The sequence below is a fragment of the Streptomyces sp. NPDC058335 genome (assembly GCF_042723915.1).
Lineage (GTDB): Bacteria > Actinomycetota > Actinomycetes > Streptomycetales > Streptomycetaceae > Streptomyces.
Window position 1 is genome coordinate 357091 of the sequence record NZ_JBHXHX010000001.1, and the last position, 16477, is coordinate 373567.

Consider the following 16477-nt stretch of genomic DNA (forward strand, 5'->3'; position numbering starts at 1 on the left):
GGTCCCCTCGCTCACCGGCTCTGCTCCGGAGCGCGGTAGTGGAAGCCCCCCGAGGCGTTGATGTCGCCGCCGGAGACGACGACCATGCTCTCGGTGTTGTGGTGCACGTTCGTCCGCGCCCCGTCACCGTCGTCGGCTCCCTTGGCCTGGTCAGCCAGGTTCTGAAGATCCTGCGCCGCGTCCGGATGCTTCTGCAGGAACGCCGCCAGCTGGATCATCAGCTCGTTCCGTAGCCGGTCCTCCACCGATCCGCGCTCGCTCTCGGAGCTGTCGACGAGCCGTTGCCGCGCCGCGTCGATCAACCGCAGCTCCTGCGTGGCGCTTTCCTCTCCGCCGCGCCCGAAGAGCCGGGCCACAGCGGCTCGCACGGAATCCCACGTGCTCTTGGCCATCTCAGAGACCAGTGCTCCGGCCCCCACACCTGCGACCTGCATGATGTCCAACGCGTCCCCCATGGTCATATCCCCTGCTCGCCGAGGCGCGCAGAGGTCGGCGGCATATTCGACACATCAGGGTGGATGTCTGTTCACGAGTCGGCAATCGAACGCATTTGCCACACATCTGAACACGTAATTCTGAACTGGTCGGAACCGGTCAGTGCTCGTGGGTGTGGTGAGGCGCGTGTGAGATCAGGTAGCGGAAACCCCAGCAAAACGGGCTGCTGTTGGGTGAGTTACGAGGTTATTTGGCCAATGGATTGCTTTCGGTGATTGTCTGGAAGTGGGCGCAGTGGGCGGATGTGAGCCTCGGGGGTCGGCTAGGCGATGGTGAATGAGCGGCGAATGGGGCGTGTGGGCCACGGGCTTCATCGCTCGGGCGGGGAAGCGGTGAGGGTCCTCTTTGGTGGGGTAGAGACGATGCGTGAGCCACGTCGTTGATGGCGAGGCATTTCGCCGTTCGGAGACCAAGATCGCTAAGAGATGAGTTAAGGGGCGAATCCGCTGTTCAGAGGCCACGGCCGGGTGAGCGCGACAGTGGCTATGGAGGTTCTTGGGCCAGGGCGTTGCGAAGTTGACGTGGCGTTGGTGCGACCAGCACCGCATTGCGGGGCACACGGCCATGGGCGGGCATGAGGGAGCCGGCGCCTCTGGGAGGCGCCGGCTCGGGTACGGGGAGGCGGGTGCTGCTCAGCGGACTTCTACGCCGGGCCCGTTGATGGAGAGGCCGTCAGCGGTAGTGACGGGCCCCGGGCCGGGGATCACGAACATGCTCTCGGTGGTCAACTCGAAGTGGAACCGGCCGCGCATGTTGATGTGGCGGTGGATCAGCGGGGAGAGCTGGCGGATCTCGTTCTCGAAGATGACCTGACCCTGCGCGCGCAGTTTGTCGAGGATCTTCTGGATGTAGATCGTGTTGAAGAGGGCCACGCAGTTCAGCACGAGACCGAGAGCGCCGAGCCGGTCTTCGAGACCGGGGTAGTACTCGGGGAAGGGGCCGTCGAGTCCGTGGCAGATGCGCTTGGCGAGTTCGTGGCGCTCCTTGTGAAGGCGGCTCTGGGCCTCGATCCGGCGTCGGAAATCAGGGTTGTCGTAGAGGCGCAGCAGATGGCGGGTCTTCGCGATGCGTCCGAAGGCGGCGATCGCTGCTCCGAGGCTGGTGGGCTTGCCGTTGCGGGTGAGGACCCGCAGGGCGGTGTGCGCAGTGATGGTGCCGTAGTGGATCGAGCCGATCACGCGCAGGATCTCGTCCCAGTGTTCGGCGACCGGTGCGAGGTCGATGCGTCGCCGTGTCGCGTCTTGGAGGGGCCCGTAGTCCGCTGCCTTCTCGATGCGCCACAGCCTGGTGTCTTGGATCTGGTGCGGGGCCGGCTGGTAGGAGTAGCCGGACAGGGTCAGGAGGCCGAAGACCAGGTCCTCGTGGGTCCCGGCCTCGGCGACGATGGCGTCGGGGTGTCCGGCGTCGGGGGTGGTGGTCTGGCTGCGGTGTGCGGTGAGGGTGCTGAGTGCCTCCAGCGCGGCGCTGGGTCTGCCGCTGACCATACGGCCGGAGAGTTGGATGGCCTGCTCGGTGAGCACGGTCATCCAGGAGAGTTCCGTGTTCCCTTCGGGGGCGATGCGCAGGGGCGGCTGCGGTGTGGGGATGACGAACTGCATGCCGTCCACGGAGGCGAGCTGCCCTCCGTTCCACTGACCGGCGACGGGGATGCCGGCCTGTTCCTGGAGCATGAGGGTGTTGAGGGCTTCGATCGTCTCGGCCCGGACATAGGTGCGGCTGACACCGTCGAGCCGGTCGATTTTCAGGGCTTCCTTGTCGCTGGCGACTGCTTCGAGTCCAAGGTTGCACCCCTGTCCGACCAGCACGGCGGCCACCGACAGCTCGAACTCGGTGTAGGGGGCAGACTCGCCGTTGCGGGTGGTGAACGCGGTAACGCCGCCGGTGCGACGCAGTACCTCTAGCACCACCTGGGGGAGCTCCACTTTGGGGAGCATGCTCTCCACCTGCCGGCTCAGTTTGGAGGCACGCTGCGCTTGGCTGTTCGGCAGGTTCAAGTTCCCGTCGGCAAGGCGGACTTGAGCCCCATCGGGTAGCCGTGAGGCGATCTGGGTGAGATCGGCATGGAGGTGGGTGCGGACTTGATCGAGGTATGCGGCGGGGCTGTCGGGCAAGCCGAGGCTGGTGAGCAGGCGCTGGCGGAACTGTTCCCATTCTTCTTGCGACAGGAGAGCCGTGCGTAGGTCTGACCAGCGGAAGGATCCGTCTACGAAGATCTCCCGCTTGCACAACTGCCGATAGAGGGTCTCCAGCACACACAGGGCGTACGCAGGCAGATTCACGGCGTCCGAGGACGTTCCCGGGCCGCCGTGCACCAGGCGAGCCCAAGAGCCTTTGAGCAGGGTGGCGTCGATGTCGTCGGACCCGGCTTCCTCACGGTCCAGGAGGAGCGGCAGGGTATGGAGAGCGGTGAGCGTCAGGTGTCCGGCAGGGGTTGCGCCGAAGGGCACTCTGCCGGCAAGAACGGGTACGAGCTTGCGTACGGCCGGGTATTGCTCCGCTGCTCTGGCACGGCGGGCCTCGTCGGTGTCGGAGTCCCGGGCAGGCATGTACTTCAAGAAGATCTTGGCCGCCTGAGTGAGGCTGTGCCGGTCGGCGACCGTCTCGAGCGCCGCCCGTGTGGAGTCGGTGTCCGTGTGGGGGTCGGCGATCTCGCCGGTGTCACGGTCGATGCGTTCCGCCACCAGCTCCAGTACGGCCAGCAGCGCGTGCGCGGCCAGCGTGCCGGCAGGAGCGAACGTCGGATAGGCGTCGATGAGGACCTTGTCGGCCCACTTCTTGGGCCGGGCGATGAAGTGGCCGCTGATCAGTTTGTCGAGCATGTCGATCGCATCGTCCAGGGCGGTCTTCTCCAGGTGCTTGACGGCTGCCAGCACCGCAGCCCGCTTGCCGCTCTGCTGCTTGAGACGGGTCACCCGCTCGGCCATGGCATGGTCTGCCAGGTGCGCGAGTCTGCGCTCGGAGATGTCGGAGACGTCCACACCGGTGAACCCGAGAGCACGGATGTCCTCCGCGCGCGTCAGCGCCTTGGCGAAGTTCGTCCACGAGGGCACTCCGACACCGTGGCGCAGCCGGTCCAGCCGGCTGGTGCGCTCGCCGGCCGGTACGTCCATCAGCTGGTCGATGGTGCGGATCTGAGCAGGGGTCAGTTTCCCGCCGAGTTTTTTCACCACAGCGTCCTCGGCCCGGTTGCAGCACTCCACGGCCAGAGCGCGCACGGTCGGCTGGCTGGGCAGCAGGACCCGGTTTTCCCGCAGCCAGGACAACGCGTTGAGCGTCATCATCCGCGGGCTATCCGCGGTGATCTCCAGCCGGGCTTCCAGGTGTGCGGCGAGCCTGGGCCTTCCTTCCGGGAAGGAGGTCCAGCCGTCTTCGTCCGTGATCTCCCTGGCATGAGCCTGGACGGTGGCGGGGTTGTCCGCATAGAGCCTGATCTTGGCGAGAGGGTCTGCCACGTCGAGCTGCTCGCCCACGCGCAGCACCACATCGTCGGGGATCCGCGCGATGTCTGTCTGGAACCGGCCCAGGTAACGCACGCCCGTTAGCTGCACGGCGAAGCCGAGCCGGTTGTGCTCGCCTCGCTTGTTGCCAATCAGCCGCAGATCACCTTCATCGAGCTGCAGACGGGCCCAGTCGCTCTCCGGGATCCCCTCGATCAACGACGGATAACCCGCGCTGTGTTCGGGCCGCCTCTGTGCGGTTGCCATTGCCTCTCCTCCGACGATCCGATAACTACGGGAGGGCAGGTTCGGGCCGCCAAACGGGCCAGGTCAAACCGCTCTGAACACGGGGATCCGCCTTAACCCATATTTTCGCGATCTTGGTCCTGGGCCGGTCCGGGGCGCGGCTGTCCGGGTGGATCCCGCGTGGTGAGGGCGTCCTGGACTCCTAGCGTCCTCGCCCATGGAGAACGTGTGGATCGAGCCGGGCGGAACCCCTGATCCCGGCTACACCGATGAACAACTCACCCGCGCGAGAGCGTTCGCAGCACAGGACATCCAGGCGTCACGGACCCAGCTCGCGGCACGCTTCGGCCTCGGCGACGTCTGTGCCGAGATCGTCGAGCAGTCCGGCCTGGGCACTGTCGGCGCCCTTCAGCCGCTGGCTCGCCAACTGGGCTATGTAGCCCACACCCTGGAAAAGTACCTGCGCGTGACCCGGCTGGCGGGAGCGGGACTTCGCGAACGCCTCACCGCCTCTACCGTTCACGTGCCGTGGACCTGCGTGGTCACAGCCTGCGTCACCGACCCGGCCGAGCACGCGCGCCGGGTCGGACTGCTGCTGGGGAGAGTGGCCGGCGCTGAGCGGGCGGGATGGCCGACTGTGCTCGACGCTGCGGAGTACTGCAGAGCCGTGGGCCTGGCGGACCCAGCGGAGGGCGGTACCCAGACGCTCGACGAGATCGCCGCCCAGCTCAGCCGCGAAGACGTCCGAGAAGCCGTCGTCGCCGAGCTGACGAAAACTCCTGGAGCCCTCCTGGCCGTCCTGCAGAACCCGGCCGTCTGCGAGGCGCTGCGGGACCAGGAGCTCGAACGCCACGTGCGTGAGCAGCTGCGCCCGGCACCTGACCCTGACGAAGAGCTGGTCCGTGAGCTGATCGGCGCAGACGAGCGCGACCCGCGGTCCGACTGGACCATCCGCTACTTCGGCCTGGCCCACAAATGCCGGGAAATTCTCCTCTTGGGGCCCGATGACTTCGCGCACGTAGACGATCCCGACGTGTGGCAGTCCGTCGAGTCCATCCGCGATTCCGTTGTCTCCTGGGCCGACCGTGTCCTGGAAAGGCGTCCCCGCACCATCCGACTTCTTCCTTCCGGAAAGTAGAAGCCCGTGCCCCTCTCTCACGCCTCAGGCCGGTACCCCAACACCGTGCGCGACGTCCTCGACCGGGAGGCCCTGCGCTGTATCCACCAGGGCGGCAACGAAGCCGAGCAGCTCAACCGGATGCAAGGTATCGTCCGGTCGAAGATCAAAGTCCTCTCGCCCGAATACGGCCCAGTGGTCGACCGCGCGGTGAGATCGATGTGCACCACCTCGTTCCACAAGGTTCTCAAGGAACTCCGTAAGGCCGCCCTCGCGGGCCCCTCCGGATCAGAACCGGATGCCACCACTGTCGAGGGCGCCGGCTGCGGGACCGGAACAGCAGGCCCTGATGACGTCCCGGTTCCTCCCTTCCGCGGCGGCGGATCCGGCGACGAGACGGTGGTGGCGAAGGTGCTGATCGGACAGGGGGGCGAGCTGACGGAGAAGACGGCCCAGCAGCTTGTGCTGGAAGATCTCGACCGCGTCATGGAAGTCCTCCCTCCCCTTGCCGAGCGCGAGTTCATGGAGGCCGACCGGCTCGACCGCGCAGCCAAGGAATCCGCCCAAGGCGCCAAGGAACACCGCACCCGCGGCAACCGCATGCTCGCCCTGTTCAAGCGCTACGACCGGCTCGTCGTCGGCATCGACAGCATTCCCGGCATCTTCAACCTCGCCGACTACCTCGCTGAGGTCGGGGCCCAGGCCCTCGGCCTGGACGAGCAGGACGCCGAACTCCTCCGCTACGCGAGTGCCCTGTGACCGAGTCTCCCTGGCACAAAGAGATCAAGAACTGGGGCGTGGCCACCGAGATCCCGCTCGGCAACCGCAGAGCCGACTGCATGCTGCGCTGCGGCAAACGGGCCGAGATCCAAGCCCGGCCGCTCACCCCCGCCGAAGTCGCCGGCCGCGAGGCACACGCAGACCTGTGGATCCTCGACTGCAGGGCCGCCCACCGAACTGACCGGCTCCTGGTGTGGGACGACCCGGACTTCGGCCAGCTGTTCCGCTGGGACCGCGCCTGGCAGAGCTTCGCGGTGGCCAAACGGCCTGTCTTCCTCAACCTGGAGATGGACATCAGCACAGGACACGGAAGCTTCCTACAGGTGACGGGCTGGGCCTTCAACAGACATCGCGCTCTCGGCTCCGGACACCCCCACACCGCGACCGCCATGCGGTCCTGGATGCGCTACGACATCCCGCTCACCGCACACCCGGCGGTGACCCGATGACCTGGGAACCACACAACCGACCGGCGAGAAGGCGCCACCGTACTGTGACGATCGAACTGGACGGCCTCCTGCGGCAAGTGCCCGCCGAGTACCACCCCACCGGTGCACTCGCGGGACGCATGGTGACAGCCAGAGCCTTCTACGCCGAATCCCCGTACGGCGAATGCCCGGTACCAGTGCCCATGCCCCTGCATCGGCCCACCACCCGCACCGACCCCAGACTCATCGTCGTGGACGACTTGGCCGAACCGTGGGTCATGGGGTTCCACGTCCAGTACCAGCAGCTCCGCTACCGCATCACCGGCTTCTACCACCCCGACCACCCGAGGCCCTCGACATCGGGTGAACGTCGATGACCACCGCGCCGACAACATTCGAGAGCACGCTCCCTGACCGTCTGCCGCAGGCTCGTGCGGTCGCTACCAGCCCTCGTTCAAGACTGGGCTCCCACAATGTGGCAGCTCCGACGAGACTGTGTTCGCAGCGAGCTTCAGGGGGCAGGATCTTCACACAGCCCAGTCGATGCCGACGACTCCTGAGAATGCGGCTCCGAACACAGTGACCGTGACCTCCTCCGCCGCCAAGGGCGGGTGGGCGTAGGTGTCCCAGGTCTCGGAGAACACGGCATGCCGGGAAAGTGCTTGCACGGTCTTCGGGTCGTGCTTTCCGGAAGAGCCGAGTGTGCTGGTGTAGAAGTGCTTGAGGTCGTGGAAGCGAGTCCGTTCCGGAAGTCCGGCCTGCAGTACAGCACTTCGCCACCGGCGGTAGAAATCGCTTGGCAGGACGGGGCGGCCCGACCGGTTTGTGACGATCAGTTCCTCATCCGCCGCCCCGACGCGACCCACCTCCTGGCCTCCGGGCTCACCGTGCCCCACAGCGGTGCTTCGTCCGGGAAATCGGGCCACATGCTGGGCCAGTTGGTCAATCAGGAAATGGTCCACCGGTAAAGTTGCGTAACTCGCGCGGGTCTTGAGGGGCACCGCTTTGCCGCGCTGCCGTTGCTCCACGATGCGCAGCAGCCGGTCGTCCCAGACCACCTGACTGCGCCTCAGCCCGAACGCTTCACCCTGGCGCAGGCCGGCGCACGCCCCGAGCCAGATCAAGACCTCATAGCGGGGCGCGACCTGCCGCATGGCTGCGGCGACGGCCGCAACTTGCCCGGACGACAGCGCTACCTTGACGCGCGGGGTGACCTTCGGGAGTTCGATCCGCGCGACGATGTTGGAGGGGAGCGGGACGTCCTCGTCGAGCATGTAGTGCATGAGGATGCGCCAGGTCTTGAAGATCTGGACGACCGTACGGGGTGAGTTGATGCCGGGCTTGTCGAGGAGGTAGTCGACAAAGGATGCGGAGTCCCGGCGAGACAGGCTGCCGGCCCGACGCTTCCCGGCGTACGGAAGAATATGGTTGCGGAAATGCCCGTCGTATGCATCGGTGGTATTGGCGTTCTTCTTCCTTTTGTGCTTTCTTTCTATTATTTGGGCCGCGTAAAATTCAACGCGCATGCCGTCATGAGCACTTGGGGATCTCTGCCTGTCGATGTCGGCCAGCGCTGCGTTCAGGCAATGGCGTGCTTCCTGCCATGTAGCCAGGCAGGCTCTTCGCTCTTTGCCGTCAATGCCTGTGTAGCGGGCTTGCCACCGTCGCCCGCGTCCGTGATCTGCGGACGGGTACAGGGGGCGTTTCCTGGTACCGCATCGGCACGGCACGTCGCCATGTTCGGGTTTGGGATATCTCTTGTGCCAGCGATCGAACGGCTCGGTTGGCTTGCTCAAGTCTCCGCCCGTGGATCGGAACTGCTGCTGCATCGTGTGCCAGTCGCCGAGCCCCTGTGAGGGCCCGCTGCCCTGGTTCGAGGGGATGCCGGAGGTTCATCTAGGTGACGGCTTCTGAGACGGATCGCATCTCGTGTAACTGGTGTGAGTGGTGTCGGTCGGGGTGCGGCCAGAACGAGGCTTTCCGCTACGCCCAGTAGTTATGCACAGTTGTTCATGGTGCGCCCTGATGGTGTAACGGTCGAGTCACCGTGTGCCCAAAAGTCAATCGCTGCCGGATCCGCGGCTTGTGTCCATCGGAATGCAAATCCGGCGTCTCAGAGAAGAGCGCGGCTACAGCCTGGAGAAGCTCGCCGAACGCAGCGGATTGAGCTTTCGCGGACTGATTTACATCGAACACGGGCGGCGGAATCCAGGTGTGTTGACCATCCTGAGCATCGCCTCCGGCCTCAACGTAGCGCCGGCCAAGCTGTTCGAAGAAGTCTCTCAGGCAGCCGACAAGACGCAGACTGAGCAACCGAACGACTCCCGCCCCGCGGGACCGTCCACGAGCGATGTCAGCGACGGCTGAAAAGCGGACCAGTAGCGAACTGCAAGTTCGAACTGGGCCCGCTCACCGCCGCAGTGCCGACTGCCCTGGGCCGCGGGCCCGTGATCGCCGCAGGCGTGACGTTCGGCCTCGCCGCAATGGGGTCAGGGCCTGGCAGGAACACGTGACGCGCAAATCAAGAGTTCACCGATCGGCGTTCTGCTCCTCGCTCAACCGCGCCTGCCGCCCGCGACGTTCAACGGCCGCGTCATCCGCCCGGCGGTGTCACGGGCCTTCCGTAGCAGGCGGTAGGACCGCGTGGTCCATCCGGTCGCGCTGGGAAGCGACGTGGAAATGGGACGCGCCGAAGCCGACTTGGCGCGGACTACGGCAGAACGTGCCTCGCCCCGCGCCCGATGTGTGAGCGTGGGGGGTGCGCGGGGCGAGGAGTTCTGCGGTGCTGGATTCCGCCGGGGTCGAGCCGTACAGCTGTCGCACGGACCCGCCTCACGGCGTGGCTGAGGCCTTCCGGCAAGGCGGGCTTGCATCACCGGCTCGGGAACGCACCAAGCTGTTCAGAGTGCGTGTCGGTCGCCGCCGGATGCTGAAGGCCTGGCTGAGCGCATTGCCGGACCTTCAGCGGGTCGCGCCGTTCCTCGGGCTGATGCGTGGGGGAATTCAGCAGCCGTAGTTGACCAGGTCGAAGGACTCGTAGTGGTCGGCCGTGTAGTAGTCCTCCTGGTTCTCCTCACCGGTGACGATGCGGCGCGCACCGCGCGTGGAGGAGCCCGGCGTGATCACGGTGTACTCGTGATAGTAGCCAGAGGACTGACTGGGCAGGACGCCTTCCCGGTTCTGGAAGACGGTCCCGTCCTGCGAGTAGGGGTAGGGGCCACCCTGCTCGATCAGGTCCAGGGTGTCGTACGCCTGGGAGGGCAGGTCGCTGTAGCAGATGCTGCCGACCGCGGCGGCCGCGGGGGAAGCCGTGGCGACGGTTCCGCCGACGAGGAGAGCGGACAGGACGGCGGCTGCGGCGCCGATGCGAGTGATCCGTGGGGGGAATCTCATGGCCTCATGATGACGCGCGTAGACAGTGGCATGTCAATGACAACTTCGGAGATTTTCCCGTCAAGTCCGATGAGTTTTCGCGGAGTTAACTTGCGACTCCGCGTCACCATCTCATCCCCACATGCTGGTGTGCCCCCTGGTGACTCGAGCCTGGAGCTGCTCGTTCTCCAGGCCAGCGTCGGTGCACACACCTTGGGGTTGGCGTGCGCTGGTTCAGCAGGTGCTGGGTGCTCTCGGGTGAGGCCTCGCTGATCTCGTGCGCCGCTCGGCTGTGCGAAGGGGATGGTGCCCAGGCCATACTGAGAGCCTGTCGCAGTATGAGCAGGGAGTTCTGTTGCAGCCGAGCAGGGGTGAGGTAGCGGCCGTCGTGGGTTTCGGCGGCCAATACGGTCTGGCTGCTCGTGTGGTACTTGCCAAACTCCCGACGTTGGAGTGGATCCGGGTTGCGGATCCAGAAGCCGGCGTGGCTGATGATTTCCAGTTCAAGTCGGGGCCGCGACGCCACGCATTGCAGGTGAAGTGGTCGCAGCCTGCCGGGTCGTTCACATGGAGTGACCTGACGAGCGGAGAGGGCGAAAAGCCTGGTTTGCTGACACAGCTTGCGGCCGCATGGATGCGGTTGCGGACGTCCGCTCCGGAGCCTCTGTCCGTCCACCTGTGCACGAACAATCACGCGTCGAGCGCGCAAGCGAGGGGTGCGGGCCCCATTGCTCGCGCCACGGCCACCGGCACTCGCAGTCTGGCCACATTTCTGGCGCGCTCTTTTGAGCCAGTACGGCTGGAGATCGCGCAAGGAACGGTGCGGTGGAGCGATCTGGCCGAGCTTCCGGAAGTTGTCGACTGGGCGCCGGTCTGGGAGGCGCTACGCACGCTCACGAAGCTGAGCGATGGCGATTTCGTTGCCTTCGTGGGTGACCTGGAACTGAGGTTCGGTCTCCTGCTCGGAGATCCTCTCCTCCGTCCTGATCACGAACCGACTGACGGTGAGGTTGCACACCTGGCGCACACTCTTCAGGAGATCGTGCGGGACCCGGCACAGCCCGTGGAGTTGAGTCGTGACCAGCTGATGGAGCGCCTGGGCTGGCAGGACCGGTTGCGGTTCCGCCATCCCCACCAGTTCCCGGTCCCGACGGTGTACACGACGAACGAGGTGGCCCGCCAGGCTCTGGAGGGCCGGCTGCAGCGTCTGTCGGGCGGATACCTGGCACTGGTCGGCCCAGCCGGCTCCGGCAAGTCAACACTGCTGGCCAGCCTGAAGATGCAAGGACATGTGGCGCGTTACTACGCCTTCGTGCCCGACGCACCCGACCCTCTCAGTAGCAGGGGAGAAGCCGATAGTTTCCTGCACGACGTCTCTCTCGCTCTGCAGGAAAGCGGTCTGTATCGACACGGAATCGGCAACGATCTGCGTACCCAGCGCTTCGTGCTGGGCGACCAGCTCGATCAGGCGGGTCAACGATGGGCGACACGCGGCGAACGGACCATCATCGTCGTGGACGGCCTCGATCACATCCCGCGGGAGCAGAACCCGACGCGTTCTCTGCTGGAAGAACTCCCCAACCCAGCGGCATTGCCCGATGGCGTCTTCATCATCCTCGGCACCCAGACCACAAGCATTCTCCCGCCGCCGGTGCAGGCTGCCTTGGAGGAAGAGGACCGCATCGCGATCCTGCCTCCGCTGTCCGCCGAGGAAATCGAGTACCTCACCAAGGCAGCTGGCCATGGAGACTGGTTGTATCCGGGTCAGATGACCAAGGTCGTCGACGCCAGTGAAGGGCACCCCCTCGCCCTCACCTACCTTTTGCAGGAACTCGGCGCGCTGGAAGCCGGCGAACCCGACGAAGTAGCGCGACGTCAGCTGGCGGACAATCTGCTCGCTGACGCATCGCGCTACGGCGGCGATGTCGCCGCGCGATACCGCGGCTACTTCCAAGCCATGCGAGAAGACCGGCAAGTTCTCGACCTGCTGGGCATGGTCGCGCGCCTGCGCGTACCGGTGAACCTGCGCTGGCTATCGACCTGGGCCGACCAGCATGCAATTTCCGCGTTCGCCGATCAAGCTGCAACGTTCTTCCACACGGCCGGTGATGACTGGCGCTTCATCCACAACAGCTTCCGACGCTATCTCGCAGACGCCACGGCTCACGTCGTCGGCATGGCTGAGGAGGAGCGTGAACGCGGGCTCCATATGCAACTTGCCGACGTGTGCGCGAACTCAGGGGCCGAGTGGAGCCTGTATCAAGACGAAGCGGTCGTACACCTTTTTCTTGGCGGTCAGCACGACCGCGTACTGGCTCTTGCCACGCCGCGAAGGCTGCGGCAGTCTCTGATCGATCTGCGGCCCCTGGCCACGGTCCGAGATCACGCGCTGCTTGCGCTGCGCTCCGCTAACCTGCTGGACGATTCGCAGGCCTTTCTGCGCATGCTGGTGTTCCTCAGCGAACTTCGGCTGCGCGAGATGGTCCTGGAGAACGAGCCTCTTGCGGTCGCGGTACATGCCTTCGACTCACGGCTGGCTCTGGACCACATCGCCCGGGGCGGACGACTGCGGATCACGCGGAAGGCGGCTCTTGCCCATGCCGTGACCTTTGTCAACAGCGGCAACGTGGATGCGGTCCAGAGAATCCTGGGTGCCTGCGGTGGCCTGGCCGGAATCGCCGGCGAAGAAGATCCGTCGCCGGACGCGGTTGCCGATTGGGCCGAAGTGACATGGAACCTCTCCGGTCTCGACGCGGTACTGGTCGAACTCGACCACCAACTTCCCCATCCTCCAGACGACGAGAATGAGTCGGCACTCAGCACCGAAGTACCAGAAGGGCCGGCAGATGACGAGGCAGCGAGGTCCTCGCGGCGAACGCTGCTCCGAGAGCAGCGGGACCGGCTGGAACGCGAGGCGAGCACGATCAGCTGTCGTAGCTTCGTTCATGCACGTTGCCTCGATCTCCTCATCGAGACCCGTGACGAGGCGGCCCTCGACGCCTTGACGGCCGTGATCGATGCCGAGGCCACGCCCAGTTGGCGCGCCCGAGCCCGCTACATGCGGGCCCAGGCCGCATCAGAAGACCGAGCGCGAACCGAGCTTCTGCGATGGGCGCGCGAAATCATCGCCATCAACGCGGAAGAAGGGGACGCGGACGAGGAGGACGATGAGGAGCTGCCGGCCAACGGCTCGGCCCCTGCTGTACACCTGAGCATCCGGATCGCCACCGCCGAACTGCTCGTCCAGAACGGCTTCAACAGCGCGCCCGAAATCGATGAACTCGTGCCCCCCGGCACCGCCGTTGCCTGGCCATCCACCGTATCCGGGCAAGAAGGCCTCGCCCCCTTCCGGACGCTGATCGGGCTCAACAGACTCCGGCACGTCCATCCGGATCCGACACAGTCGGACCCCATGCCGACCTCAGACTGGACATCGCGGGAGGCCGGCAACGAGCGTTTCCGGCGAGCACTGCGCGTCCTGGCCCAGATGGAGGGACAGCGACTTGCTGCCTCCGCCGGTCTCGGAGACCCGCCCGATGTACCAGCACAGGCGGATCCGATCATCCGCCTGCTCGAAGTACCATCCGAGGAGACCCGTGACTGGACAGGCTGGTACATCGTTCGCGACGCTGCTCTTGAGCTCTTCGGCAGGTTAGTTGACCTCGCGGCCAAACAGCACGGCAGCGCCGGACTGCAACGCCTGGTGTCGCGGTTTGACACAGCCTGGGCGAGCGAAGAACGGACCGTCTACTGGGCCCCCGAGCGCAAGCAGGCCGTCATCGAGGCCGCTCTCAAAACTCACTCCGACGCCCATTCATGGGCCGTGGACCAGCTTCAACGGCTCGATGCGGTGATCAACGGCTGGTCCTCCGAACCGCACGACAGGGTGTCACTGTGGCTGGCGCAAGCGCGAGCTTGGGCGCTCGCTGGCGACGAACAGGCAGCCCGGCAAGCGACTCGCTGCGCGGTAGACACGTCGCTCGGTATCGACGCGAGCGATCATGACCGGCAACTCGTGGAGTGGCTCGACTGGCTGGTCACCGCTGCAGATGAGGGAGACATGTCCCCTTCTCAGTTCACCACGACGGTCCTCACCTACGCTTCGCGTATCTCCGCCGCCGACTCAGGCCGTCATGCCTCAAGCGCCGCGGAAAAGGTCATCGCTTCGGCCTTTGCCCGTGACCCCTCTCTAGCCTGTGGCTTGGCTGAGTGGCTGTGCACAACGGGAGCGCTCAGCGAAACCGACGCTGTCCAGGCCGTGGTGCTGGCCGCTTGCCAGCACCCAGACATTTCTGTGGCGGACAGCACCGCTGTCGCGGTCCATCTGCTGTTCCCGATCACGCTCGAGCCGACTGAGGAAATCGCCAAAACCGTACTGGCCCGCAGGACGGAGAGCTTTGCCGCCGACGCTGTGACGGCGCTGGAGCGAGCCCAGCAACTCTGGACCGTCAAGGAATTGAACCGGGACGTCACCGAACAGACAATCCACGAAGAGGCCATCGAAGAGACGCCTACGGATACTCGAGATGCTCCACCGGGCGTCCAGACCCTGGGCAGCCTGCTCACGGCACTTCGAACTGCGGCAACAGTTGCAGAACCCCCGCCGGAAGGCTGGGACCAGGCCGTCGAGCAGGCAACCGCCACCATCACCTCCACGACTCCGGCCCAGGCCCGTGCTCTGCTGGAGCAAGCCGGGCGCTTGCGCCTCTCAGGATCAGCACTGGGCAGACTGGCAGCGCTGGCTGCACAATCCGGCGAACCCGTCAGGGCCGCGGCCGCCCTCAAGGACGCGCTCAGCCGTACCCCGGCCTATGGATGGATGCGCTACCACGACGGGGGAACCAGGCTGGCCATCCTCCACGCCGCACTCCGCTACCGGCACCCCACCCTCGTGCGACTCGCCCGACAAGACCTCGCCAACGCCTTCATCACCGGGTCGTTGTCCACGCAGCTGTCGCCCGACGACATCCGAGAAATCACCCAACTGGTCACAGAACCAGGAACCGTCGCCCGAGCCTGGCCCGACATCGAGGCCTACCTCGATGAGGTAGCACCCCCTACCACCGAGACCACGGACATCCCCGCACCTCCAGCAGCAGCGATCCCGGCCGTCGAGGCGCTGGCACGATGGGTTGCGCTGTATCTCGGCCACCCCGTCCGATCTCTCGACTTCGGCGCACGACGGGCACTTCAGTTGCTGAGCACCCGCCACCAGCCCGTGATCCAGACCCTTCTCGCCGACACCATCACACAAGGCGGATGGGCATGCGAGGCCGCCCTGCTCACCCTGATCACCACACCCGAAGGCGAACGGGCAACCGACGTGTCCGCCGAACTCGTCGCCGCCCTGCAGGTCGCTGCCACCGAGACCGACGGCATCTCCCGAGACCTCGCTCGCCGTTTCGCCCGTCTGTACGACATTGGGCTGGAGAAGCCGCCGCGCCGAGCCCGTCCTGCCGCGTATGGCCTGACGCTTCCACCTCTTCCCGAACGCACGGTCCCGGAAGAGGACCGGCACGGGACCCCGCACCTGGATCCTCACAACCCACGTCACATGCTCGGCCCGTTCGACGTAGCTCTACAGATGCTCTCCGGCATCTCCGGGCTGGAGGCATCGGCGGTACTCCACCGGGCCGCCTCGGTCGCCAGGTTCAACACGGATCGCTGGACCGAGGGAGGACATCACGCTCACGCACAACGTCTCACCTCACGTCAGCAGCGCCACAGCTATCGCCCGTGGGCGTACATGGCCGGCCGCCGAGCCCTCGGCTCCGTACTAGGTGAGCTATTTGACGCATGCGCGCTGGGCGACCCGCCGTCACTTCCTACCTATTACTTCGGTTTCGTAGACGAGCAAATCGTCACCGTTGAGCCGCAGCCGCTCCCAGCATGGTTGCCGCCGATCTGGAGACCAGAAGGAACTTCCTCCTACGACGTCGACAACTGGTGCGCCGAAGCAGGAACAGCCGTGGATGAGTACCTTCGTTCATACGCCGAGGCCAAACCCTACGTGCTGGCCGAACATGGAGAGTGGCGCAGCCTGGAATGGGGAAGACCTGAAGAAGCACGCGGTGTCCACACAACTCACAGCGACGTGCTCAATGCAGCCTTTCACCTCCCCAAGCGCCGAGCCTGGGAACCCTTCCACGCCGAATTCGACCGGTACCCGGCCAGTCGCAGCCTCGACTGGGCGGACAAGGAGTTGGTCGTCCACGGCTACGAAGACTGGACGGACGCTCGGCACAGAGAATGGCTCGCGCTCCATCCGGTCGTCGGCGCCGAACTTGGATGGCACCATGACCCACGCGAACTCTTCACTTGGAGGGGAGAGGACGGTCAGTGGCGCGCACGCACGGTGCTGCTGGTCCGGGGACAGCTCAGCCACCAGCCACCACGGCACGTGACCTGCACCGAAGCATGGCAGGTTCAATTGAGTGAGACGGGTTACGCCGAACTCAGCAGCGTATTTTCGGAATTGAAGCGAACCCTGACGGTGACTCGAACATTGCCTGCCAGCAGACGGAAGGGTCGCCCCGAAGAGACGAAGACCAGTCGCAAGCAACTGGTCACAGACGCCTGACAAGCCGATTGGGTCAGGCCGC

The 16477-nt window shown here is 65.5% G+C and carries 10 protein-coding genes; 6 read left to right on the forward strand and 4 right to left on the reverse strand.

Annotated elements, in window-relative coordinates; genetic code table 11:
• Nucleotides 1–11 precede the first annotated feature (11 nt).
• Nucleotides 12–443 (reverse strand): hypothetical protein, encoded by a 432-nt coding sequence (locus ACFWJX_RS01600; RefSeq protein ID WP_383235167.1) that lies wholly within the window; start codon nucleotides 441–443, stop codon nucleotides 12–14.
• A gap of 684 nt (nucleotides 444–1127) precedes the next feature.
• Nucleotides 1128–4199 carry a Tn3 family transposase gene (locus ACFWJX_RS01605; protein WP_383235170.1) on the reverse strand — a complete coding sequence of 1024 codons (3072 nt, stop codon included), beginning with the start codon at nucleotides 4197–4199 and terminating at the stop codon, nucleotides 1128–1130.
• 196 nt (nucleotides 4200–4395) lie between these two features.
• Here ACFWJX_RS01605 and ACFWJX_RS01610 point away from each other — a divergent pair, with 196 nt between their 5' ends.
• The 4 genes from ACFWJX_RS01610 to ACFWJX_RS01625 are packed head-to-tail and all read left to right on the forward strand — an operon-like array spanning nucleotide 4396 to nucleotide 6880.
• Nucleotides 4396–5316: a hypothetical protein gene (locus ACFWJX_RS01610; RefSeq protein ID WP_383235173.1), complete on the forward strand. Its 921-nt coding sequence runs from the start codon at nucleotides 4396–4398 to the stop codon at nucleotides 5314–5316.
• 45 nt (nucleotides 5317–5361) lie between these two features.
• Nucleotides 5362–6054, forward strand: a complete 693-nt coding sequence (locus tag ACFWJX_RS01615) for a hypothetical protein (RefSeq protein WP_383235176.1) — start codon at nucleotides 5362–5364, stop codon at nucleotides 6052–6054.
• The gene (locus ACFWJX_RS01620) at nucleotides 6051–6524 is read left to right on the forward strand and encodes a hypothetical protein (RefSeq protein WP_383235179.1); all 474 of its coding nucleotides are present in this window, start codon (nucleotides 6051–6053) and stop codon (nucleotides 6522–6524) included. Before ACFWJX_RS01615 ends, ACFWJX_RS01620 begins: the two co-directional genes overlap by 4 nt.
• A gap of 44 nt (nucleotides 6525–6568) precedes the next feature.
• Entirely contained in the window at nucleotides 6569–6880 is a 312-nt protein-coding gene (locus ACFWJX_RS01625; RefSeq protein WP_383235182.1) for a hypothetical protein, read from the forward strand.
• A 150-nt stretch (nucleotides 6881–7030) separates the two neighbouring features.
• Here ACFWJX_RS01625 and ACFWJX_RS01630 read toward each other — a convergent pair whose 3' ends face one another.
• Nucleotides 7031–8029 carry a tyrosine-type recombinase/integrase gene (locus ACFWJX_RS01630; RefSeq protein ID WP_383235185.1) on the reverse strand — a complete coding sequence of 333 codons (999 nt, stop codon included), beginning with the start codon at nucleotides 8027–8029 and terminating at the stop codon, nucleotides 7031–7033.
• Between the two features lie 523 nt (nucleotides 8030–8552).
• Here ACFWJX_RS01630 and ACFWJX_RS01635 point away from each other — a divergent pair.
• Nucleotides 8553–8870: a helix-turn-helix domain-containing protein gene (locus ACFWJX_RS01635; protein WP_383235188.1), complete on the forward strand. Its 318-nt coding sequence runs from the start codon at nucleotides 8553–8555 to the stop codon at nucleotides 8868–8870.
• Between the two features lie 636 nt (nucleotides 8871–9506).
• Here ACFWJX_RS01635 and ACFWJX_RS01640 read toward each other — a convergent pair.
• A complete protein-coding gene (locus ACFWJX_RS01640; RefSeq protein ID WP_383235191.1) occupies nucleotides 9507–9896 on the reverse strand; it encodes a ribonuclease domain-containing protein in 390 nt (129 codons plus the stop codon).
• 463 nt (nucleotides 9897–10359) lie between these two features.
• Between ACFWJX_RS01640 and ACFWJX_RS01645 the strand changes: the two genes are divergently transcribed.
• A complete protein-coding gene (locus ACFWJX_RS01645; RefSeq protein WP_383235194.1) occupies nucleotides 10360–16455 on the forward strand; it encodes an AAA family ATPase in 6096 nt (2031 codons plus the stop codon).
• The last annotated feature ends 22 nt before the right edge of the window (nucleotides 16456–16477 follow it).